This is a genomic window from Thermoactinospora rubra (assembly GCF_002093975.1).
Classification (GTDB): Bacteria; Actinomycetota; Actinomycetes; order Streptosporangiales; family Streptosporangiaceae; genus Nonomuraea; species Nonomuraea rubra_A.
The window spans coordinates 239,753-259,464 of sequence record NZ_KZ084328.1; the positions used below are offsets into that span (position 1 = coordinate 239,753).

The window sequence follows — 19,712 nt, forward strand, 5'->3', positions numbered from 1 at the left end:
GAGTTGTTCAACGATTCATATGTTGAAGGGAACCCCCTTAGCAGAGGAGCCTGACATGACCGGCAGCTCTTCGAACCAGACCCGGCGCGTGATCGTGGCCAGCCTGATCGGCACGTCGCTGGAGTGGTACGACTTCTTCCTCTACAGCACCGCGGCGGCCCTGGTCTTCGGCAAGCTGTTCTTCCCGACGCTCGACCCGGTCGCCGGCACGCTGGCCGCGTTCACGACCAATGCCGTGGCCTTCGTGGCCCGGCCCCTCGGCGGCATCGTCTTCGGCCACTTCGGCGACCGCGTGGGCCGCAAGACCGTGCTGGTGGTGACCCTGCTGGTGATGGGCATCGCCACCTTCCTCATCGGCCTGCTGCCCACCTACGCCGCCATCGGCGTGGCCGCGCCCGTCCTGCTGGCCGTCCTGCGCTTCGTCCAGGGGCTCGGGCTGGGCGGCGAGTGGGGCGGCGCGGTCCTGATGTCCATCGAGCACGGCGCGCGCGGGCGCCGCGGCCTGAACGCCAGCTGGCCGCAGGTGGGCGTGCCCGCGGGCAACCTGCTGGCCGCCGGTTTGCTGGCGGTGATGTCGGTCCTGCTGACCGACCAGGCGTTCCTGTCGTGGGGCTGGCGGGTGCCGTTCCTGCTCAGCGGGGCGCTGGTCGTGGTCGGCCTGTGGATCCGCCTGAAGATCACCGAGTCGCCGCTGTTCGAGGAGGTCGAGCAGAAGGGCGTCAAGGCGCAGATGCCGCTGCTGGAGGTCCTGAAGACCCACCCGAAGGCGCTGCTGTCGGCCTTCACCGCCCGCATCGGGGTGGACGTGGCGTTCTACACCTTCACCGCCTACATCCTCGTCTACATCACCAAGGATCTCGGCCTGGACCGCCAGATGGGCCTCAACGCGGTCCTGCTCGGCTCGGCGCTGCAGCTGGCGCTGATCCCGTTCTTCGGCGCCCTGTCCGACCGGTACGGCAGGCGCACGGTCTACCTCGGCGGCGTGCTGGCCGCCGCGGTCTGGGTGTTCGCGTTCTTCCCGCTCCTGGACACCAAGTCCTTCCCGATCATCGCGCTGGCCGCGATCGTCGCGCTGGCCGCCCACGCCGCCATGTACGGCCCGCAGGCGGCCTTCATCGCCGAGCTGTTCAGCACCCGCCTGCGCTACAGCGGCGCCTCGATGGGCTACCAGGTGGCCGGCATCGTCGGCGGCGGCCTGGCCCCGATCATCGCCGTGTGGCTGCACGACACCTACGGGTCCTCGGTGCCGGTGTCGCTCTACGTCCTGGCCGCCCTGGCCGTGACCACCGTGGGGCTGGCCATCGCGCCGGAGACCCGTGACCTGGACCTGGCCGCCGACCTGAAGGAGGCCCGGCGCGCCTGACCCGGCCCGCCGCGAGGGAGGGCGGGCGGCGGCTGCCACCGCCGCCCGCCGGCTCGCGTTCACCGCGTTCACCGCGTTCACCGCGTTCACCGCGTTCACCGGAGGAGCCCATGACCGCGAAGCGAATCGTCTTAGCCGCGCTGGCCGCGATCGTGGCCCTGCCCGCGCTGGTCGGCACGGCGCGCGGCTTCACCGGCACCGCGCCGGGCGAGGTCGCCGTGGTGCGCGACGGTGGCTGGTTCGACGACACCGAGATCCGCCAGGTGATCGGCCCGGCCTCCGGGCCGACCTGGACAGGCCTGTGGTCGTCGGTCCACACCTATCCGGCGCAGCAGCGCTTCTACACCATCACCGCCGACCCCAAGCGCGCCACCGCGCTCGGCGTGGACGTGGTGACCGTGCCCAGCAGCGACGGGGTGAACCTGGGCCTGGAAGGCACGCTGTACTTCACCCTCACCGCCGACGAGCAGGCGCTGCGCAGGTTCGACGACAAGTACGGCACGCGCACCTACCGCGGCCAGGACGACCGGTCGCTGGCCGCCTGGGACGGCGACGAGGGCTGGGCCGCCTTCTTCGGCCAGGCCGTCCGGCCCGTCGTCGACAACGCCCTGCGCGTCCAGGTCGGCGCCATGCGCTTCACGCTGGCCAAGGTGACGCTGCCGGCGGAGGTGCAGCGGGCGGTGGACCGGGCGCTGGCCGCCGGCGCCGCCGTGTCGGAGGCGCGGGCCCGCGTGGAGCAGGCCAAGGCCGAGGCCGCGGCGAACCGGGCGCGGCAGGAGGGCTACGACAAGTGCCCGGCCTGCGCGGAGATCGACAAGCTGAAGTCCCTGCCGCAGGGCATCACCGTCTACGCTCCCGGCAATCCGCAGTCGGTGGTCGTCCCGGCCCGGTGAGGCCCAGGCTCACGCGGTCGCGTCGGCCGGCGCCGTACGCCTCCTGGGCAGCAGCGCCATCGCGGCCAGGAACACCACCTGCCCGGCCAGCGCGACCTGCAGCCAGGTCTGCCAGCCGCCGGCGGCCACCACCTGGGGCGCCACCACCAGCAGGACGACGATCATCACGCGGACGACCATGCCCCACAGGCCGAGGGCGGCGCCCTGCAGGCGGGCGTCGACGTCCTCGGCGTCCTCGGAGAAGGCGGCCATCCACGGCACGTAGGCGATGCCGAGGAAGAGGAAGAGCAGGCTGTAGACGAGGGTCACGTGGGCGGCTCCCGGGCGGTCCCCCACGAGGCTGACGCAGTAGGCCAGGGTGGCGATCGTCAGCGCCGTGCCGGTCAGGACGAACGGCCTGCGCGTCAGCAGCCGGTCCGACACCCGGCCGACCACGACGACGGCCAGCGCGTTGAGCACGATGGCGAGCGCCACCACGCCGTTGGCCGCGGCGGTGTCCATGCCGAACGCCTCCACCAGGAGGGTCTGGCCGAAGATGGCGAAGGTCCAGTAGAGGACCTGCCAGGCGGTGTTGCCGGCGACGTGCGCCCATAAGTGCGGGTGGCGCAGCAGCGCGCGGACCTTGCCGGGGTCGACGGCCCGCTCGGCGGTGACCTCGGCCTCGGCCGTGAGCACCTGCGCGCGCAGGGCGGCGGACGGCTCGGCGATCTGCCAGATGATCACCCCGCACAGCGCCAGGGACACCACGCCCATGATGATCGCCTGGGACTGCCAGGCGTTGCCGAACAGGGGCAGCGTGAGGCCGGCGATGCCGGAGGCCAGGAACGAGGCCCCGACCGGCCCCCACGTCCAGAACGCGAACGCCTGCGCCCGGCCGAGCCGGGGAGAGAAGTCGCGCACCAGGCTCGCGGTGATGGTGATGCCCGCGCCCTCGATGAAGAGCATCAGGCAGCGCACGGCGAACAACTGGCCGGGCGTCTCGACGAGGGCGAGGAGAAAGTTACAGGCCGCGGTGACGGTCAGGGTGGGCACGAGGATGGCCACGCGGCCCCACCGGTCCGACAGGATCCCGCCGAAGCCCGCCGACAGGCCGCCGACCAGCACGGAGGCGGCGGCGATGAGCCCGTAGACGCGCAGGGACATGCCGAGGTCGGCCATGAGGAGGGGCAGGATGGTGGCGATGGTGGTCTCGAAGTTGGCCACCAGGCTGGCCAGGACGGCGATGGCCAGCAGGCGGATCCGCCTGGCGCCGACGGGGTAGACGTGCAGCTCGCGGACGTAGAACGGCTTCATCCGCCCTCCACCAGAACTGTTTTCTAGTACCGGGTTCACCTTCTCCGCGGTCCGAGAGGCCCGTCAACGCCCCGGGATATCACGATGTGATGTCGATCACAGCTCAGTGTGAAGGTTTCGGGCGGTTTCTCCCGCCTTTGATCGCAGAATGCGCATAAACTGCCCGCCTGTGAGTCTCCCTGTTCGCCAACGCTCCCCCCGCCCCGGCGGCGGACGCCACCGCGCACCGGTTCCCATGAGCCTGCCCTCCGACGCCCCGGTGCTGCTGCTGGCCGTGCCGGGTGACGTCGAGGGCGTCCCCGCCGAGATCGCCTCCGTCGTGCGCGTGGACAACCCCCAGATCGAGGTGCGCCTGGCCTCGGTCGCCGCGCTGGACTCCGCCTTCCCCGAGGGCCGCGCCGCCGTCGTGGTGCCGCTGATGACCTGGCCCGATCCCGCGGTGCTCGGCCAGATCAGCAAGGCCGTGGCCGCGACGGGCGCCGACGCGGTCGTGACGGGCCCGCTGGGCCCGCATCCGCTGCTGGCCGAGGCGCTGCACATCCGGCTGGCCGAGCGCGGCCTGGCCCGCGCGGACCGGGTGCGCCTGCTCAACATCTCCAGCCCGGTCGACGCGGTCGTCCTGGGCGTGCCGGGCGGCCCGGACGGCGTCCAGGCGGCCCAGCCGACCGCCGTGCTGCTGGCCTCCCGCCTGACCCTGCCGGTGGTGGCCGCCTCCCTGGAGGGCGAGCCGGGAGTACGGCTGGCCGCGCAGCGCCTGCGCGACGCGGGCGCCCAGCGCCTGGCCCTGGCGCCCTGCCTGATCGGCCACGAACTGCCCGCCGAGGCGGTGAGCGAGGCGGCCGCGTCGATCGGCGCCGGCCACGCCGCGCCCTTGGGCGCCCACAGCCTGGTCGCGGACCTTGTCGCGCGAGCTTACGGCAGTCAACTCGCTACTTGACAAAGGGTTGTAAAGATCGAGTCGCTCGGGTTAAGTTTCTCCCCATGCGTTGCGTCCAGGTCACCGGCGCCCGTCTCCGCCTTCGGGAGGTCACCCGCGACGACGTCGACGCCCTGCACGCGATCTACGGCGATCCCGCGGCCACCGAGCACCTCCCCTTCGACCCGCGCACGCCGGAGGAGGTGGCCGAGATCGTCGAGGAGGCGATCGAGGCGGCGATGGCCGAGCCGCGCAGGTTGTACCTGCTGGCCGTCACCGACGTCCACGACGGGCGGGTCATCGGCGTCGCGCGGCTCCAGATCGAGGCCGACCACCCGCACAGCGCCGAGATCGGCCTGGCGCTGCGGCCGGAGACATGGGGCCGCGGGCTCGGCACCGACCTGGTGCGGATGCTGCTGTCCTTCGGCTTCCGCGACCTGCGCCTGCACCGCATCTGGGGCGCCCGCTCCCCCGCCAACGTCCCGGCCCAGCTGGCGATGCTCGTGGCCGGGATGGTGGAGGAGGGCCGGGTGCGCCACCACTACCGGACGCCGCGGGGCTGGCGCGACTCGATCGTGCACTCGGCCCTGGAGGACGAGTGGGACGGCGACCGGCGCAGATGAGCCCTCTCAGAGGTAGGCCCGGGCGGCGGTGACCAGATCCGCCACCGCGTCGCGCGTGTCGACGAGCATCGCCCCCTCGGGGGTGCGCTCGCGCACGTCGCGGTCGCGGATGGCGAACACGGCCGGGACCGGCGCGCCCGTCTCGCCGAACCGCGCCGCCACCACCGCCGCCACCGCCCTCCTGAGGTCGGCGACCACCTGCCTGGCCGTGTGCCCCTCGCCGGCGGCGGCGAGGTAGCCAAGCAGGCCGGCGAACCGCATCTCCGTGCGGGAGGGCGGCCGCTGCCCGGGCAGCACCGGCCGGTCGAGCCAGAACACCCGCCCCACCAGGAAGCCGTCGTAGCGCAGGCCGTCGCGGTCGAGGGAACGCGCCGCCTCGGCGACGATCTCCCCGAACTCCGCCAGGTCCGCCCCGGGCGGCAGGTCGGTGGTGACGAACAGCGGCACGATGAGCGCGTCGAGCATGCGGCACATCGTAGAGGCCGCCACCGACACCCGCGGGCCGGCGCTCAGAACGTGATGAGCGGTCCGCCGAACAGACTCGCCACGAAGTTGACGAAGAAGAACCCGAAGAACAGGAAGTTGAGGACCAGGATCACGTAGTGCCACGGCCTCGGCCGCGCCGGCCTGGGCAGCTTGCTGTTGAGGTACATCAGCAGGAACGGGTAGATCAGCGCGCCCAGGTTGGACATGTTCGCCGACCAGTTGATCAGGTTCTGCGGCAGCGTCAGGTGGATGATCACGGAGATCACCACCAGCATGACGATCATGAACGGGTAGTAGAAGCGCCGGGGGTCGCCCTCGATCCTGGCGCGAAGCCTCGGGCTGGTCGCGTGAGCGGCGTCGGTGGTGACGCGCACCATCGCCTCGAAGATGCCCAGCTGCGTGGAGAACAGGACGAGCACGCCCACCAGCAGCAGCAGGTAGAACAGGCCCCTGCCGTACTCCTGGCCGAGAGCGGCGGCCGTGAAGGTGGGGATGTTGGCGTCGGTCGGCCGCTCCCCGGTCAGCCGTACGGCCTGCGTCATGAGGATGGTGGGCAGCAGCATGCCGAGCATGGCGCCGACGAAGAAGACGCCCCACATGTCGGTCAGCAGCAGCCGGTACCACCGCTTCCAGCGCGCCGCGTTCCCCGCGTCGTCGGGGAAGGTCACGCCGCTGGCCATGATCTCCCGCCGCTCGCCGCGCAGGCCGGAGATGAAGCCGGCCCGGTAGCCCATGCCGTACCCCTTGTCGCGGTAGTGGCCCATGACGTACCAGTTCAGCCCGGAGGCCAGCGCGGTGAAGCCGGCGATGGCGCCGATCTGCGTCGCGGTGATCCCGGCGGGCGGGGCGGCGGGGGTGAAGAAGCCGCGGATGCCCTCCCACCACAGCTCGAAGGGCACCACGAACAGGTCGACGGCGACGAGGATGAGCAGGATCGCGGCGACCATCACCCAGTTGGCCAGCTCCAGCGCCCGGCTGATGCGGCGGGCGAAGGCGGTGATGAGGAAGACCAGCACCAGCAGCGCGATGGCCCACAGCCTGGGCTCCTCGGCGCCCCGGGGCGGCACGACGCCGTGCACGAGCGCGTAGACGCCCTGCCCCGCCGAGGCGGCCCAGCCGCCGGCGATGAACGCGAAGATGACGACGAACACCGACAGCGGCACCCACAGCCACCAGCCCGGCGGCACGCGCCCCCAGCCGACGACCGGTACCTCGCCGGTGGCCATCACGTACCGCGAGCACTCCACGTTGTAGAACGTCTGCAGCAGCGCCGAGACGACGATCACCCATCCGACGCCGACGAAGCCGAACTCCCCGATGTTGCGCGGGCCGATGAGCCACTCGCCGCTGCCGATCGAGATGCCCAGCGCGATCAGGCTGGGGCCGACAGCGTACTTGACCAGCTCCTTGGGGCCGATCCGGGAGACCTTGAAGACCTCTTCAGGCGTGGGCAGGTCGGCGACCTCGAGATCCGGGCGGCTGACTCCGAGTTTGTACGGCATGGCACGCCTCCTCAGCTTCAGCGTGATCCCGGATCAGGCCGCCCGCAAGACCCATTTCGGCCTGCACCTGGGGCTTCACACGAGCGTGGAGTACAGCTCCAGGGTCCGTTCGGCGATGCGCTCCCACGAGAAGTGCTCGACCGCCCGCGCCCGCCCCGCCCGGCCCAGGGCCGCGGCGCGGCCGGGGTCGGCGAGCAGCGCGTTGACGCGCGAGGCGAGCTCGGCCGCGAAGGCGTCGGGGTCGCGCGGCTCGCCGTCGGGCCGCTGGCCGATCGGCACCAGCAGCCCCGTCTCCCCGTCGGCGACGACCTCGGGGATGCCGCCGGTCGCGGTGGCCACCACGGCGGTCTCGCAGGCCATGGCCTCCAGGTTGACGATGCCCATGGGCTCGTAGACCGACGGGCACACGAACACCGTGGCGTGCGTGAGCAGCTGGATCACCTCGTGCTTGGGCAGCATCTCGGAGATCCACACGACGCCGTCGCGCTTCAGCCCCCGCACGAGCCCGGTGACCTCCTCGGCGATCTCCGGCGTGTCGGGGGCGCCCGCGCACAGCACCAGCTGCGCCCCCGGGTCGAAGGAGCGGGCCGCGTGGAGCAGGTGGACCAGGCCCTTCTGCCGGGTGATGCGGCCCACGAAGACGACGTACGGCCTGGCCGGGTCGACGCCGTGCTTGCGCAGCGCGTCGTGGCCGTGGTCGGGGGCGTACTCGACGGTGTCGATGCCGTTGTGGATGACGCTGACCTTCTCGGGCGCGATGCCGGGGTAGGCGGCCAGCACGTCGCGCCGCATGCCCTCCGACACGGCGACGACGGCGTCGGCGGCCTCCAGCGCGGTCCGCTCGGCCCAGGAGGAGATCCGGTACCCGCCGCCGAGCTGCTCGGCCTTCCAGGGGCGCAGCGGCTCCAGGCTGTGCGTGGTGATCACGTGCGGCATGCCGTACAGGAGCTTGGCCACGTGCCCGGCGAAGTTGGCGTACCACGTGTGGCTGTGCACCACGTCGGCGCCCTCGCAGGCCGCCGCCATCTCCAGGTCCACCCCGAGGACCTGCAGGGCCGGGTTGGCGGTCTCCAGCCCGCCCGGGATGCGGTAGGCGGACACGCCGGGCTCCTCACGCGGGCCGCCGAAGCACCGCACGCGCACGTCCGCCAGGCGGCGCAGCTCGCGGGAGAGGTATTCCATGTGCACGCCGGCGCCCCCGTACACCTCGGGCGGATACTCCCGGCTCAGCAGATCGACACGCATGGCACGACACTAGAGCCTGGAGGGCGCGAACGGCCGTCACCCGGTATGGTAGGCGCCCCGTTTCGGGGTAGCTTCTGACCATGAAATCCTCGCCCAAGGTCCTCGCGGTCGTGCTAGCCGGTGGAGAAGGCAAGCGCCTGATGCCCCTCACCGCGGACCGGGCGAAACCCGCGGTGCCGTTCGGGGGGATGTACCGGCTCATCGACTTCGTGCTGTCCAACCTCGCCAACGGCCACTACCTGAAGATCGTCGTGCTGACGCAGTACAAGAACCACAGCCTCGACCGGCACATCTCCCGCACCTGGCGGCTGTCGGCGATGCTGGGCAACTACGTCACGCCCGTCCCGGCCCAGCAGCGGCTGGGGCCCAGGTGGTTCGCGGGGTCGGCCGACGCGCTGTTCCAGAACCTCAACCTCATCTACGACGAGATGCCCGAGCACGTGATCGTGTTCGGGGCCGACCACATCTACCGCATGGACCCCCGCCAGATGGTGGCCCAGCACGTCGACTCCGGCGCGGACGTGACCGTGGCGGCCATCCGGCAGCCGCTGTCGCTGGCCGACCAGTTCGGCGTGATCGAGACCGACCCGGCGGGGCGCAGGATCGTGGCCTTCCGCGAGAAGCCCAAGGACGCGGTCGGGCTGCCCGACGCGCCCGACCAGATCTTCGCCTCGATGGGCAACTACGTGTTCAGGACGCAGGCGATGATCGACGCGCTGCGGGAGGACGCCCTCGATCCCACCAGCAAGCACGACCTCGGCGGCAACATCATCCCGATGATGGTCAAGTCGGGCGGCGCGGAGGTCTACGACTTCGCCCACAACATGGTGCCCGGCTCCACCGAGCGCGACCGCGGCTACTGGCGCGACGTGGGGACCCTGGACGCCTACTACGAGGCCAACATGGACCTCATCGCCCCCCACCCGGTCTTCAACCTCTACAACGACCAGTGGCCCATCTACACCGGCCACGATCCGCTGCCCCCGGCGAAGTTCGTGCACAACGTGGGCGACCGGGTCGGCCGGGCCGTCGAGTCGCTGGTCTCCCCCGGCGTGATCATCTCCGGCGGTACGGCGCAGCGGTCCATCCTGTCGCCCCGCGTGGTGCTCCACTCGCACTCGCTGGTGGAGGACTCGGTGCTGATGGACAACGTCAAGATCGGCAGGGGGGCGATCGTCCGCCGGGCGATCATCGACAAGAACGTCGTGATCCCCGACGGCGCCAGGATCGGCTTCGACCTCGACTACGACCGCACCCGCTTCGCGGTCACCCGCAGCGGCGTCGTGGTCATCGGCAAGAACGAGGTCGTGGACCGGTAGCCCGGGTCAGGCGGCGCCCAGGGCGGCGCGGACCTCCTCCATGCGCCGCATCACGGCCAGGCTGTCGGCCACCGGCATGACCTCGCTCTCGGTGCGGCCCTCGGCCAGCGCCGCCGCGACCTCCCGCGCCTGCTCCTGGTAGCCGCCGCGGGAGGGGTCCAGCACGTGCTCCTCGGGCTCGACGCCGGGCCCGCTCAGCACCATCCGCCCGGGCGCCCAGAAGGGCGCGGGCAGGTCGGCGCGCAGGCCGGTGCCGACCACGGTGGCGCTGTTGGCCATGGGGCTGACCAGCGAGGTCTCCAGCAGCGCCCGCGCGCCCCCGGCGTAGGTCAGCAGCATCCCGGCCTCGGCGTCGACCCCGCTGGGCGCCAGCGTGCCCGTCACGTGCAGCGCCTCCGGCTCGCCGAGCAGCAGGTGGGCCAGGGCCAGCGGGTAGACGCCCAGGTCCAGCACCGCGCCGCCCGCGGTCGCCGGGTTCCACAGCCGGTGCTGCGGGTCGTAGGGCGCCACGAAGCCGAAGGACGCCTGGACCGAGCGGATCTCGCCGAACCGCCCGTCGGCGGCCAGGCGCCTGATGAGGGGGTTGAAGCGCATCCACATGGCCTCCATGAGGAACACCCCCGCGTCCTTGGCCAGCTTCGCCATGCGCTCGGCGTCGGCCAGGGACCCGGCCAGCGGCTTCTCGCACAGCACCGCCTTGCCCTCGGCGATGGCCGGCTCCGCCACCGCCAGGTGCTGGGCGTGCGGGGTGGCGACGTAGACGACGTCCACCTCCGGGTCGGCGCACAGGGCGGCGTAGGATCCGTAGGAGCGCTCGGCCCCCAGCTCCGCGGCCAGCGCCGCCGCCCTGCCCGCGTCGCGCGAGCCGACCGCCGCCACGCGCATTCCCGGTTCCGCGGCGATCACCGCTCCCACGGTCCGCGCGATCCCGCCCGTCGCCGCGATGCCCCAGCCGAGCTTCTTCACCAGTCCCCCCCAGCCGTGTCGTCGGTCCCCAGGCTGGCGTGCCGTACGGCTGGGCGGCAACCGTGTCTCACCCTTCGGCCACCGCCCCGGCCGGGCGGCGCCGCCGTACCGCCCGCAGGATCCCGGCCGGGGAGCGCAGCGCGGCCCACAGGGCGACGGCGATGTAGAGGGCCTGCTCGGGGACGCGCCGCCACAGCGGGGTGGCCGCCTCGCCGGCGAAGGGCGTCTCGCTCACGGCCGCGTAGACGTTCGCGGGCAGCAGCGCCACGAACAGCAGCGCCAGGGCCAGCCCCGCGGCGCGGCGGGTGGCGGGCGCCACGAGCCCGGCCGCGCCCGCCAATTCCAGCACGCCCGTCAGGTACACCGTCGCGCTGGGGAAGGGCACGAACGGCGGCACCATGCGGACCAGGTCGGCGTGGTTGGGCATGACCGTGACGCTCTCCGGCACGAAGTGCGCGCAGGCGGTGAGCACCAGCATGACGGCCAGCCCATGGGCCGCACTGGCGTGCCATGTGGCCCACCGGCGCGCGCCCAGCGCGCCGAGCAGGCGGAAGGTGAGCGTGGCGGCGACGAGGACAGCGGGGATCATCAGCGTTCTCCTCCCTATTGGATAGTGACACTATCCAATAGGTCCGGCGGAAGCGCAAGCGACGGGCAAGGTCCTTGCAAGAGGCCGGGTCCACCGTGAGAGCATGACCGCCGCAGCCCTGGCCGCCCGTGTGCGCACGGACCTGCGCAACCCCCTGTTCCTGCAGGGGTACGCGCTCATGGCCAACACCGGGATCACCGCCGTCCTCGGCCTGGGCTACTGGATGCTCGCGAGCAGGCTCTACTCCCCCGAGGCCTTCGGCGAGGGCCAGGCCCTCATCAGCGCGATGCGGCTGTTCTCCTCGCTCACCGGGCTGGCGCTCGCCGGCGTGCTGGCCAGGTTCATCCCGGTGGCCGGGCGGCGCACGGGCGAGCTCATCGTGCGCGGCTACCTGCTGGCCGGGCTGGCCGGGCTGGCGGCGGCGCTGGGCTTCCTGCTCACCCTGCCGCTGTGGGGGCCCGCCTACGCCAGGCTCGACGGCCTGGTCCCCGGCCTGCTGTTCCTCGGCTCCGTGCTGGTGTGGACCGTCTTCACCCTGCAGGACGTCGCGCTGACCGGGCTGCGCAGCGCGATCCTCGTGCCGGTGAACAGCCTGCTCTACGGGCTGGTCAAGATGGCGCTGCTCGCGGGGCTGGCGGCCGGGCTGCCGGAGACCGGCGTCTTCACCTCGTGGATCGTGCCGACCGCGATCGCGCTGATCCCCGTCAACTGGTACATCTTCCGCAGGCTCCTGCCCAGGGCCGCGGCCAGGGACACCGAACCGCCCACCACGGCGCAGATCGGCCGCTTCCTGGCCGGCGACGTGCCCGGCGCCCTGTCCGCCCTGCTGATCGTCTTCCTCGTGCCGGTCCTGGTGGCCGTCTGGCTCGGCGACGCTCGCCTGTTCGGCTACTTCTGCGTCGCCCATACGCTGGGATGCATGATCGCGCTGCTGCCCGCCAACATGGGCATCTCGCTGACCGTCGAGGGCGCCCTGGACCCCGGGCACCTGGCGCGCAAGACGCGCAGCGCGCTGCGCCGCGCCTTCGCCGTCGTCGGGCCCGTCGTCGCCCTGGTCTTCGCGGCGGCGCCGCTGATCCTGCGGCCGTTCGGCGCCGAGCTGGCCGAGCACGGCGCGCCGCTGCTGCGCCTCATGGCGCTCGCGGTGCTGCCCGCGACGGTCATCGAGATCCACCTGAGCACGCTGCGCGCCCTGCGGGCGGCCCGGCGGCTGGCGGCCGTCCAGATCGGCCTGGCCGTGCTGGTCCTGGGCGCCGTCTCGCTGGCCTTCCCGATCTGGGGTATGGCCGGAGTGGGGTACGCGATCCTCGCCAGCCAGCTCCTCGTCGCGGCCTTGGTGGTCCGGCACCTGCGCGGCCACATGACCAAGCACTAGCCTGGGAAAGGATCCATGGAGATCACCGTCATCCGGCCGGGAGAGCTGGGCGCTTCGGACATCGCGTCCTGGCGCGGCATGCAGCGCGCCCTGCCACAGCTGGACAACCCCTTCCTCAGCCCCGAGTTCACCCTGGCCATGGGCGAGGTCTCGCCCGACGCGCGCGTCGCCGTGCTCGCCGAGGGGCGGCCGGTCGGCTTCTTCCCGTTCGAGCTGCGCGGGCGCGGCGTGGGCGCCGCCCTGGGCGCCTGGGTGTCGCTGGGCCAGGGCCTCGTCCACGAGCCCGGCCTGGAGATCAGCGGCGAGCGGCTGCTGCGTGGCTGCGGCCTGGACGTGTGGGAGTTCGGCACGCTGGTGCGGGACCAGCCGTGGTTCGCGCCCTACCAGACGCTCGTCCAGGACAGCGCCATCGTCGATCTGGCCTCCGGCTTCGACGCCTACCTCAAGGGGCTGAGCAAGCAGTTCGTCGCCAACACCTTCCGCAAGGAGCGCAAGCTCGGCCGGGAGGCCGGCGAGGTGCGCTTCGAGTTCGAGGTGCGCGACGAGGCGCAGCTGCGGCTGCTGCGCCGGTGGAAGTCCGACCAGTACCGCGCCATGGGCCGCGCCGACCGCTTCGCCAGGCGGTGGGTGGTGGAGCTGGTCGAGCGCCTGTACGCGGTCCAGGAGCCCGGCTTCGCGGCGCCGCTGTCGATGCTCTACATCGGCGACGAACCCGTCGCCGGGCATTTCGGGATTTGTACTGACACCACGCTCGTCGACTGGTTCCCCGCCTACGATCCCGCCTACTCGTCCTACTCGCCCGGCCTGATCATGCACCTGCGCCTGGCCGAGGCCGCCGCCGCGCGCGGCATCCACACCTTCGACCTCAGCGTGGGCACCGGCTCGCAGTACAAGACGTCCCTGCGCAGCCGGGGCGAGCCCGTGGCCGAGGGCGTCGCGCGCCGCCGTACCGCCCGCGCCGCCGCCCACTGGCTCGGCACCGAGCCCGTACGGCGCGCCCGCCGCCGCGTGCTGGAGACTCCGCTGCTGTACGGCATGGCCGACCGGCTCATGCGTGGCTACGGCCGCCTGCGAGGCCGCCGGTAGGGTCGTGTCGAACTGGACGATGGCGGCTCACGTCCCAGTGGCAGGCAGGGCGCGGAGGTGCCGCGCCCTGCCCGCAGACGTCCATCGATACGTCACGACGACTGCACCGCCCGGTCCACCGTGGCCGGCTGCCGCGCGTCCGTATGCCAGTGCCGCGGAGCGGCCTTCATCCCGCTAGGGGGTGCCCGACCTAGCCGAGCTGCCCGCGGATGGCGCCATCCGGGAACTCCTCGTTGTGGACGTTGGCGTAGTACCGGCTCGGATTCTCGAGGATGGCCCGGAACTCCTCGAAGGTCAGCGTGGTGTCGGCGTTCTCGGCGGTCTGGCTCTTCACGGGCTGGATGCAGTCGTTCGCGAAGCCCTCGCTGGGCGCCTTCAACGCCACCACGATCGGACCCGCCTCCCCCCTCTCTCCCTCGTGGATGTGCGCGGCGGTCGCGGGCTGGATGTTGTGAGCGGTGATGACGTAGCAGAGCCGCCCGTCCTTCACCGTCTTGGCGAAGATGCCGACGCCGTCCGGATCGCCGGGACCGGGAACCTCCTGCTCCCCGGTCATCTCGACGAAGCGGTAGGACGGCGTGTGGCTGGCCGAGGCCATACCGGGAAAGACGGCCGCTGCCGCGGCGAGTGCCGGGATCACGATGAGTGCTTTGAGCACGGCAAGCCCTCCTTGGTAACTTTGGGTAGTGATCTAATTACTCTGAGCAGTCTCTCCAGGTCTGCCGAGCCGAAAACCACGCCGTGATGACCGGAATCGTCAAGTGACGGCATGACCGGCGACGACCTTGTGCCGCCCGACACGTCGAGCCCGGCGGCGTGGGCCTGCCGGCTCCTCCAGCTGACGGGACCTCGCGTCAGCGGTGAGGCGGCCACCCGGCCCCGTGTCACGCCGTACCGTGAACTTCGCCTTCCAGGCAGGCCGTGGTGGAATCCACGCCGGCCAGGTGGGGGTCGGCCTGCCCGCGGGCAGCGGCCTCGGCGATCACGGTCTGCATCAGGTGCTCACAGACGCCCGTCGTCGCCCACGACCGGAACCGGTGTGGACGGTGGACCACGGGCCGTACCCGGCAGGCAGCTGGGGGTGGTGCGGTTCGAAGGCAGGCATTCCAGTGCCGCCCCAGGGAATCGAACCCTGATCCTCCACGTCCTGAGCGTGGCGCCTCTGCCAGTTGGGCCAGGGCGGCGTCGGCCCCGGACGGACGGCTGGCGTGGGCCGTCGTCCGGGGCATGCGGGACCGTTTTCCAGCCGGGGGTTCGCCGTTCCCGTCGGCCAGAACGTTCTCCCATGAAAAAGCCGCCCTGGTGAAACCTCCACGGCGGCTTTCCGGAAAATCTCGGGGATTATCCGGTGGCCGGGCTGCGGAACGGCTCCGCGAGGCTCGGCAGCGACCGCATGTCCGGCTCCTTTCTCGTCGACGATTTCACGGTAATGGGCCTGTCCAAGGTGTCGCCACCGATTTATCGGCCGTCTTCGCCGGCCGGCCTTCCGCACCGCGTGCCGGGGCGTTTGCCGGGGCGCTCCAGACGACGCCGGCGCCCAGCACCGCGGCCCTGCCCGGGCATGAGCCGGCGCGCACGATCCACGGCGGCTGCCCGGCTCCCGGCCGATCCCGGATTCAGTGCACCGGGGCTGTGATCTGCTGTGGCTTGCCGTGGTCGTGCAGCGTAAGTTTCGCCCTGAAGAGCACGTTCACCGCCCGCGTCATGTCCTCGTTGCCCACGAGGAACTCGCTTTCGACCTCCAGGATCCGGGGACGGTCCTGCTCGTCCACAAAGAGTTCAAGCTGGATCAGCGCGTCAGGCGGATATACCCGGCGGGCGCGGTCGAGGATATCCGGAGCCTTTTTAAGGCATTCGCCTACCATGCAGGAAATATAGTATCTCCGTAACTGCGCGCCGGCCGTGGTGGTCGGGGACGGCGACCCGACCAGGTAGCCCTTGCTCCGGAACATCGCGGCGACCATGGTCGTCCGCAACATCGCCTCGGTGCCGGCCGGGTTGAGCCCGCGGTTCCCCACCACGGTCGTCGTCCCGGCGAGGGTTCGCCATTTGGACGATTGCAGCGTGTTGCGGACGTAGGTGCGACCGTCCACGGTGATCACGCGGACGGCCCCGGTGCGGACGAGATCCGGGCTGTATTCCCGCTCGACCGTGGTGGTGACCGACCGCAGATCGAGATCGGTGGCGGCCTGATCGGGCGCGGAGCGCTGGGTGCCCCGCATCTGCGCGTTCATCCTGATCGGCGGGATGGCCCCGCTTCTCACGAACACCTCGGCCTCGACGTCCGCCCGGAGCGGCCGCTCCAAACCGGTGAGGGCCTTCTCCAGATGCCGGTAGGCCCTCTCCGACGGATCCTCGGGAACCTCCTGCCCGCAGCCCGCGAGAACCACCGCCAGGGCTCCCAGTACGGTGGCCGCGGTGCGCCGATTCATTGCTTCTCCCTTTCGTGTGTTGGCTTTTCGCATGCCGGCACGTGCGGCCCAGCCGCCCGACCGTGTCGCGGCATGGGCGGCGCCCATCCCGCTCGCCGGCCCGCCGGGATCCGGCGTGGCGATCATGGAGAGTACGGCGGGGGCCGCGACCGTGGCGATCGCGCCCATGATGTGGCCGGGCATGGCGCAGTTCCCCGTTCGTTCCCATGGTGACCCGTGCACCCGAAGCCGGGAGCGCCCGATCGGTGTCACCCGTTCATGGATCCGCACCAATTCGGTAGCGCGCGGCGCCTATCCGATCGCTATCGGATGCCTGTCTGCGCCGGTGAGGGCGTTGCGCCGAACCGGATCAGGACGGGACGCTCGCTGATCGTCACGGTCTGCCCGGCGTGCACGGGCATGGACCGCCCGTCGAGATGGTCGATGCGCCGCACACCGCGCTCAAGCGTCATCGCGACAGCGCCTTCGGCCGTCCAGCGCACGGCGACCTCCTCGCCGCCGCGCGCGGCAGGGAGCGTGAACCGGCACTGCCACACCCCGTCCGCCAGGCCGTTGGCCCTGCCCCGCCCGCACGACCGGACCGACGCCCCGGCCAGCCAGCCCTGGAGCCGGTCGATGAACAGCGCCGCCCGGGTCGGCGCGCTCCCCTCCACCTGGAGCACCAGAGGCAGGTTGCGGACGCCCCAGCTGTAGAAGTACATACGGCCGTAACGGGCGTAGAGGCCCGCCAGGTAGAAGCGCACCGCGTAATTGTTGGCGTCGTCCTCCCGCAAGGGCTTGTCCGTGGGGATGGAGTGACCCGGCCCCGTGGCCCACATGGGCAGATGGACTCCGGCATTGTGCAGCGTGTTGTAGATGAGGACGGCCAGTTCCGTCATTTCCTCGGGACGGCCCGTGTTGCTGCGTGGATGAAGCTTGACGGCGGCGGCGTCACAAGACCGGTAACCGCCCATGGCCGCGAAGCTCGCGAGATCCCGACGGCCCTGGGGCGTCCACAGCTTCCCGAAGGAGGGACACACGACCGTGGCCCGCGGGTCCGCCTTCTTGATGATGGCCGCGGCCCGATGCGTCATCTCGCTCAAGGTCGCCAGGTCACCCGTGTAGTGCTCGGGGGTGTTGGCGAAGTCCCAGATCTCGTAGGCGCCGATGCGTCCCTTGTAGCGGGACACCACTGCCCGCACGTACCTGTCCCAGTGGGCGAGGTCGCGGGGCGGGGCCGTCCTCGAGCCGTCGTCGTACGCGCTTCTGGGAGCGTCGGGCGCCGCCCAGGACGGGGTGATGCCCATCGTGTAGAGGATCGGGAGGCGCTCGCGTTCGGCCCCCTCCACCATCCGGTCGAGATTGCTCCAGTCGAACGTGTCGGGTCCGGGCTGGACGTTGGCCCAGCGCGTGCGGCTGTCCCAGAAGCGGACCGCCCCGACGCGGAATCCCGGCATGGCGCCGCTCTTGGTTCCGACGGTCGTGCCGAAGAACGCCGCCGGCACCGGCTTGGGCGGTGCCTCCACCCAGGCAGGCCCGGAGACCAGCTGAACACCCGCCGGCTTCGGGGGCACCTCGGTGGTGAACCCGTCACCCACGGCCAGCCCACCGGCACAGACCACCAGCGTGATCGCCGCTCCCACTCCGATCATCCTGACCCGCTTGCCGCCGCCCGCCGGCCCGGCTACGACAGGTACGGCTTGAGCGGGCGGTGACGTGCGAGTGGCAGGCGGCTCCCGCGGGCGTTCCGGGGCGGCGGCGGGAGGGTCCGGGTCACGGTCGCCTCTCAGGATCACCTCGTGCAGGTCACGCAACCGGGCCGTCGGTTCCAGGCCGGTTTCCTCCACAAGTAACGCGCGCCCGCTGCGGTACACCTCCAGCGCCTCCGCGCGCCGCCCGCAACGATAGAGCGCCAGCATCAACCGGGCACGAAGCTCCTCTCGAAGGGGATGCTCGGTCACCAGCGCCGCCAGTTCCGCCACCACGGCCGCATGCCTGCCGAGAGCCAGCTCAAGGCCAAGGCACTCCTCGAGCGCCGTCAGGCGCAGTTCCTCCAGTCGTGCCGCCTCGCGGGACACGAACACCGCGCCGGCGCCTTCCAGCGGTTGCCCACGCCACAGCCCGAGCGCCGCACGGAACTCGGCGACGGCTTCGTCCGGCCGTCCACGAGCGGCGCAGTCCCTCGCGCGTTCGATCCGTCCGGTGAACTCGGAGACATCGATCGCCACGGAGATCTGCGCCGAGCCGGTGCGGAGCACATATCCGGGCGGGCTGGTCTCGATCAGGACCCCGGCCTCGCCCAGCGACTGCCGCACCCGGTACACCAGCGTGTGCACCTGGGTGCGGGCCGAACCGGGCGGCAGATCACCCCAGAGTTCGTCCACCAACCGGTCGATCGAGACCACGCGGTCGGCGCTGAGCAGCAGCGCCACGAGCAGCGCACGCTGCCTGCCGCCGCCGAGCGGCACCGGCCGGCCGCCGCTTCGCACCTCCACCGGGCCCAGCACCGAGAAGACGACGTCCAGCATGCACTCCTCCAGGTGTTCATGACGCCTGCCCGGCATCCACCGACACCACCATCTAGTGGTCGTGCGGCCGGTCGCCCGGATCCAGGTCGACGCGGAAGCGCGGCAGCGCGTCCGGACGGCGGGTCCTGACGTACTCCACCAGGTGCTCGCGGACGTCGCACTTGAGGTCCCAGACCGAGGCGGAGTCGGCCGCGCTCATCAGCGCCCGCAGCTCGACCAGGCCGTTGGGCAGGATGTCGGTCACCTGGAGGGTCCAGTCCTTCTGGTCCCACAGCGGGTGGTCCTTGATGAAGGCGTGCAGCTCGTCGCGCAGCTCCCGCACCGGGACCGCCCAGTCCATCCGCAGGTAGACGTGGCCGATGACGCGGCTGCCGTGGCGGGTCCAGTTCTCGAAGGGGTTCTGGGTGAAGTAGGAGACCGGGAACACCAGCCGCCGCTCGTCCCAGGAGCGCACCACCACGTAGGTGAGCGTGAGCTCCTCGATCCTGCCCCACTCGTTGTTGACGACGACCACGTCGTCCAGCCGGAGCGCGTCGCTGAAGGCGAGCTGGAGCCCGGCGAGCATGTTGCCGATGGTCGACTGGGCGGCGATGCCGACGATCGCGCCCGCGATGCCCGCCGAGGCCAGCAGGCCGGTGCCCAGGGCGCGCACCTGCGGGAAGGAGAACAGGATCGCGCCGAGGGCGATCACGACGACGACCGCCGCCGCGACCCGCCGCACCAGCGCGATCTGCGTGCGGATGCGGCGGGCGCGGCGGTCCCGGTCGCCCTCCACCTGCTCCAGCCGTTCCAGGACGACGTCGGTGACCGCGTAGGAGGCCTGGATGACCAGCCACGTGACGCCGACGACGGTCAGCAGGCCGAGGGCCCGGTCGACCAGGTCGCCGACCTGCCGTTCCTCCGGCCCGTAGCCCATCATGGAGGGCGTGTAGACCGTGTTCGCCGCCACCAGGACGGCCACGGTGAAGCCGGGCCAGATGCAGCGGCGCAGGAACGGCCCGGCGGCGGGCCAGCGGCGCGCCGCCCTGACGAGCCAGCGCCGGAGCAGCTCCACCGCGACGACGGCGCCGACGAGCGCGACGAGGAGGGTGAGCCAATTGAGCGACGCACTCATGCC

Annotated in this window: 17 protein-coding genes and 1 tRNA gene; 7 read left to right on the forward strand and 11 right to left on the reverse strand. The window is 71.6% G+C overall.

Translation table 11 applies throughout. The features are described from left to right. Positions 1 to 55 precede the first annotated feature (55 nt). On the forward strand, positions 56 to 1,363 hold the full coding sequence (locus BSB02_RS08335) for an MFS transporter (RefSeq protein WP_206184571.1): 1,308 nt from the start codon (positions 56 to 58) through the stop codon (positions 1,361 to 1,363). Between the two features lie 110 nt (positions 1,364 to 1,473). Continuing rightward, complete coding sequence (locus BSB02_RS08340) at positions 1,474 to 2,256, forward strand: SPFH domain-containing protein (RefSeq protein WP_084958101.1); 783 nt, start codon at positions 1,474 to 1,476, stop codon at positions 2,254 to 2,256. A 9-nt stretch (positions 2,257 to 2,265) separates the two neighbouring features. Here the strand turns inward: BSB02_RS08340 and BSB02_RS08345 are convergent, their stop codons facing one another. Further along, the gene (locus BSB02_RS08345; protein ID WP_084958102.1) at positions 2,266 to 3,549 is read right to left on the reverse strand and encodes an MFS transporter; all 1,284 of its coding nucleotides are present in this window, start codon (positions 3,547 to 3,549) and stop codon (positions 2,266 to 2,268) included. Positions 3,550 to 3,784: 235 nt separating this feature from the next. On the opposite strand from BSB02_RS08345, the gene BSB02_RS08350 reads away from it, so the two are divergent. Continuing rightward, a complete protein-coding gene (locus BSB02_RS08350) occupies positions 3,785 to 4,486 on the forward strand; it encodes a sirohydrochlorin chelatase (protein ID WP_084958103.1) in 702 nt (233 codons plus the stop codon). Between the two features lie 44 nt (positions 4,487 to 4,530). Continuing rightward, positions 4,531 to 5,088 (forward strand): GNAT family N-acetyltransferase, encoded by a 558-nt coding sequence (locus BSB02_RS08355; protein ID WP_084958104.1) that lies wholly within the window; start codon positions 4,531 to 4,533, stop codon positions 5,086 to 5,088. A 6-nt stretch (positions 5,089 to 5,094) separates the two neighbouring features. Here BSB02_RS08355 and BSB02_RS08360 read toward each other — a convergent pair whose 3' ends face one another. From BSB02_RS08360 to glgA, 3 genes are all read right to left on the reverse strand, one after another. Next, on the reverse strand, positions 5,095 to 5,553 hold the full coding sequence (locus tag BSB02_RS08360) for a hypothetical protein (protein ID WP_084958105.1): 459 nt from the start codon (positions 5,551 to 5,553) through the stop codon (positions 5,095 to 5,097). A 44-nt stretch (positions 5,554 to 5,597) separates the two neighbouring features. Next, entirely contained in the window at positions 5,598 to 7,076 is a 1,479-nt protein-coding gene (locus BSB02_RS08365; protein ID WP_084958106.1) for an Nramp family divalent metal transporter, read from the reverse strand. Between the two features lie 75 nt (positions 7,077 to 7,151). After that, the gene (gene glgA, locus BSB02_RS08370) at positions 7,152 to 8,321 is read right to left on the reverse strand and encodes a glycogen synthase (RefSeq protein ID WP_084958107.1); all 1,170 of its coding nucleotides are present in this window, start codon (positions 8,319 to 8,321) and stop codon (positions 7,152 to 7,154) included. Between the two features lie 80 nt (positions 8,322 to 8,401). Here glgA and glgC point away from each other — a divergent pair, with 80 nt between their 5' ends. Further along, positions 8,402 to 9,640 (forward strand): glucose-1-phosphate adenylyltransferase, encoded by a 1,239-nt coding sequence (glgC, locus tag BSB02_RS08375; RefSeq protein WP_084958108.1) that lies wholly within the window; start codon positions 8,402 to 8,404, stop codon positions 9,638 to 9,640. A gap of 6 nt (positions 9,641 to 9,646) precedes the next feature. Here glgC and BSB02_RS08380 read toward each other — a convergent pair whose 3' ends face one another. Beyond that, entirely contained in the window at positions 9,647 to 10,606 is a 960-nt protein-coding gene (locus tag BSB02_RS08380; RefSeq protein WP_206184572.1) for a Gfo/Idh/MocA family protein, read from the reverse strand. Between the two features lie 67 nt (positions 10,607 to 10,673). Next, the gene (locus BSB02_RS08385) at positions 10,674 to 11,195 is read right to left on the reverse strand and encodes a DoxX family protein (RefSeq protein WP_084958109.1); all 522 of its coding nucleotides are present in this window, start codon (positions 11,193 to 11,195) and stop codon (positions 10,674 to 10,676) included. Between the two features lie 103 nt (positions 11,196 to 11,298). Here BSB02_RS08385 and BSB02_RS08390 point away from each other — a divergent pair, with 103 nt between their 5' ends. Continuing rightward, complete coding sequence (locus tag BSB02_RS08390) at positions 11,299 to 12,570, forward strand: lipopolysaccharide biosynthesis protein (protein WP_084958110.1); 1,272 nt, start codon at positions 11,299 to 11,301, stop codon at positions 12,568 to 12,570. Positions 12,571 to 12,585: 15 nt separating this feature from the next. After that, positions 12,586 to 13,656, forward strand: coding sequence for a GNAT family N-acetyltransferase (locus BSB02_RS08395; RefSeq protein ID WP_084958111.1), 1,071 nt, complete (start codon positions 12,586 to 12,588; stop codon positions 13,654 to 13,656). A gap of 190 nt (positions 13,657 to 13,846) precedes the next feature. Here the strand turns inward: BSB02_RS08395 and BSB02_RS08400 are convergent, their stop codons facing one another. The 5 genes from BSB02_RS08400 to BSB02_RS08420 form a co-directional block, all read right to left on the reverse strand. Then, on the reverse strand, positions 13,847 to 14,314 hold the full coding sequence (locus tag BSB02_RS08400; protein ID WP_084958112.1) for a CHRD domain-containing protein: 468 nt from the start codon (positions 14,312 to 14,314) through the stop codon (positions 13,847 to 13,849). 452 nt (positions 14,315 to 14,766) lie between these two features. Further along, positions 14,767 to 14,840, reverse strand: a tRNA-Leu gene (locus BSB02_RS08405). A 432-nt stretch (positions 14,841 to 15,272) separates the two neighbouring features. After that, positions 15,273 to 16,271: a hypothetical protein gene (locus BSB02_RS08410; protein WP_143590381.1), complete on the reverse strand. Its 999-nt coding sequence runs from the start codon at positions 16,269 to 16,271 to the stop codon at positions 15,273 to 15,275. 119 nt (positions 16,272 to 16,390) lie between these two features. Then, positions 16,391 to 18,631, reverse strand: coding sequence for a BTAD domain-containing putative transcriptional regulator (locus BSB02_RS08415; protein WP_084958114.1), 2,241 nt, complete (start codon positions 18,629 to 18,631; stop codon positions 16,391 to 16,393). Positions 18,632 to 18,647: 16 nt separating this feature from the next. Beyond that, positions 18,648 to 19,709: a mechanosensitive ion channel family protein gene (locus BSB02_RS08420; RefSeq protein WP_084958115.1), complete on the reverse strand. Its 1,062-nt coding sequence runs from the start codon at positions 19,707 to 19,709 to the stop codon at positions 18,648 to 18,650. Between the last annotated feature and the right edge of the window lie 3 nt (positions 19,710 to 19,712).

Coding starts and splice junctions, on each gene's coding strand:
- BSB02_RS08415 (WP_084958114.1), bottom strand. CDS start 18,631: ATGCCGGGCAGGCGTCATGAACACCTGGAGGAGTGCATGCTGGACGTC.
- glgA (WP_084958107.1), bottom strand. CDS start 8,321: ATGCGTGTCGATCTGCTGAGCCGGGAGTATCCGCCCGAGGTGTACGGG.
- BSB02_RS08360 (WP_084958105.1), bottom strand. CDS start 5,553: ATGCTCGACGCGCTCATCGTGCCGCTGTTCGTCACCACCGACCTGCCG.
- BSB02_RS08340 (WP_084958101.1), top strand. CDS start 1,474: ATGACCGCGAAGCGAATCGTCTTAGCCGCGCTGGCCGCGATCGTGGCC.
- BSB02_RS08335 (WP_206184571.1), top strand. CDS start 56: ATGACCGGCAGCTCTTCGAACCAGACCCGGCGCGTGATCGTGGCCAGC.
- BSB02_RS08410 (WP_143590381.1), bottom strand. CDS start 16,271: ATGCCCGGCCACATCATGGGCGCGATCGCCACGGTCGCGGCCCCCGCC.
- BSB02_RS08395 (WP_084958111.1), top strand. CDS start 12,586: ATGGAGATCACCGTCATCCGGCCGGGAGAGCTGGGCGCTTCGGACATC.
- BSB02_RS08385 (WP_084958109.1), bottom strand. CDS start 11,195: ATGATCCCCGCTGTCCTCGTCGCCGCCACGCTCACCTTCCGCCTGCTC.
- glgC (WP_084958108.1), top strand. CDS start 8,402: ATGAAATCCTCGCCCAAGGTCCTCGCGGTCGTGCTAGCCGGTGGAGAA.
- BSB02_RS08350 (WP_084958103.1), top strand. CDS start 3,785: ATGAGCCTGCCCTCCGACGCCCCGGTGCTGCTGCTGGCCGTGCCGGGT.
- BSB02_RS08365 (WP_084958106.1), bottom strand. CDS start 7,076: ATGCCGTACAAACTCGGAGTCAGCCGCCCGGATCTCGAGGTCGCCGAC.
- BSB02_RS08355 (WP_084958104.1), top strand. CDS start 4,531: ATGCGTTGCGTCCAGGTCACCGGCGCCCGTCTCCGCCTTCGGGAGGTC.
- BSB02_RS08390 (WP_084958110.1), top strand. CDS start 11,299: ATGACCGCCGCAGCCCTGGCCGCCCGTGTGCGCACGGACCTGCGCAAC.
- BSB02_RS08345 (WP_084958102.1), bottom strand. CDS start 3,549: ATGAAGCCGTTCTACGTCCGCGAGCTGCACGTCTACCCCGTCGGCGCC.
- BSB02_RS08420 (WP_084958115.1), bottom strand. CDS start 19,709: ATGAGTGCGTCGCTCAATTGGCTCACCCTCCTCGTCGCGCTCGTCGGC.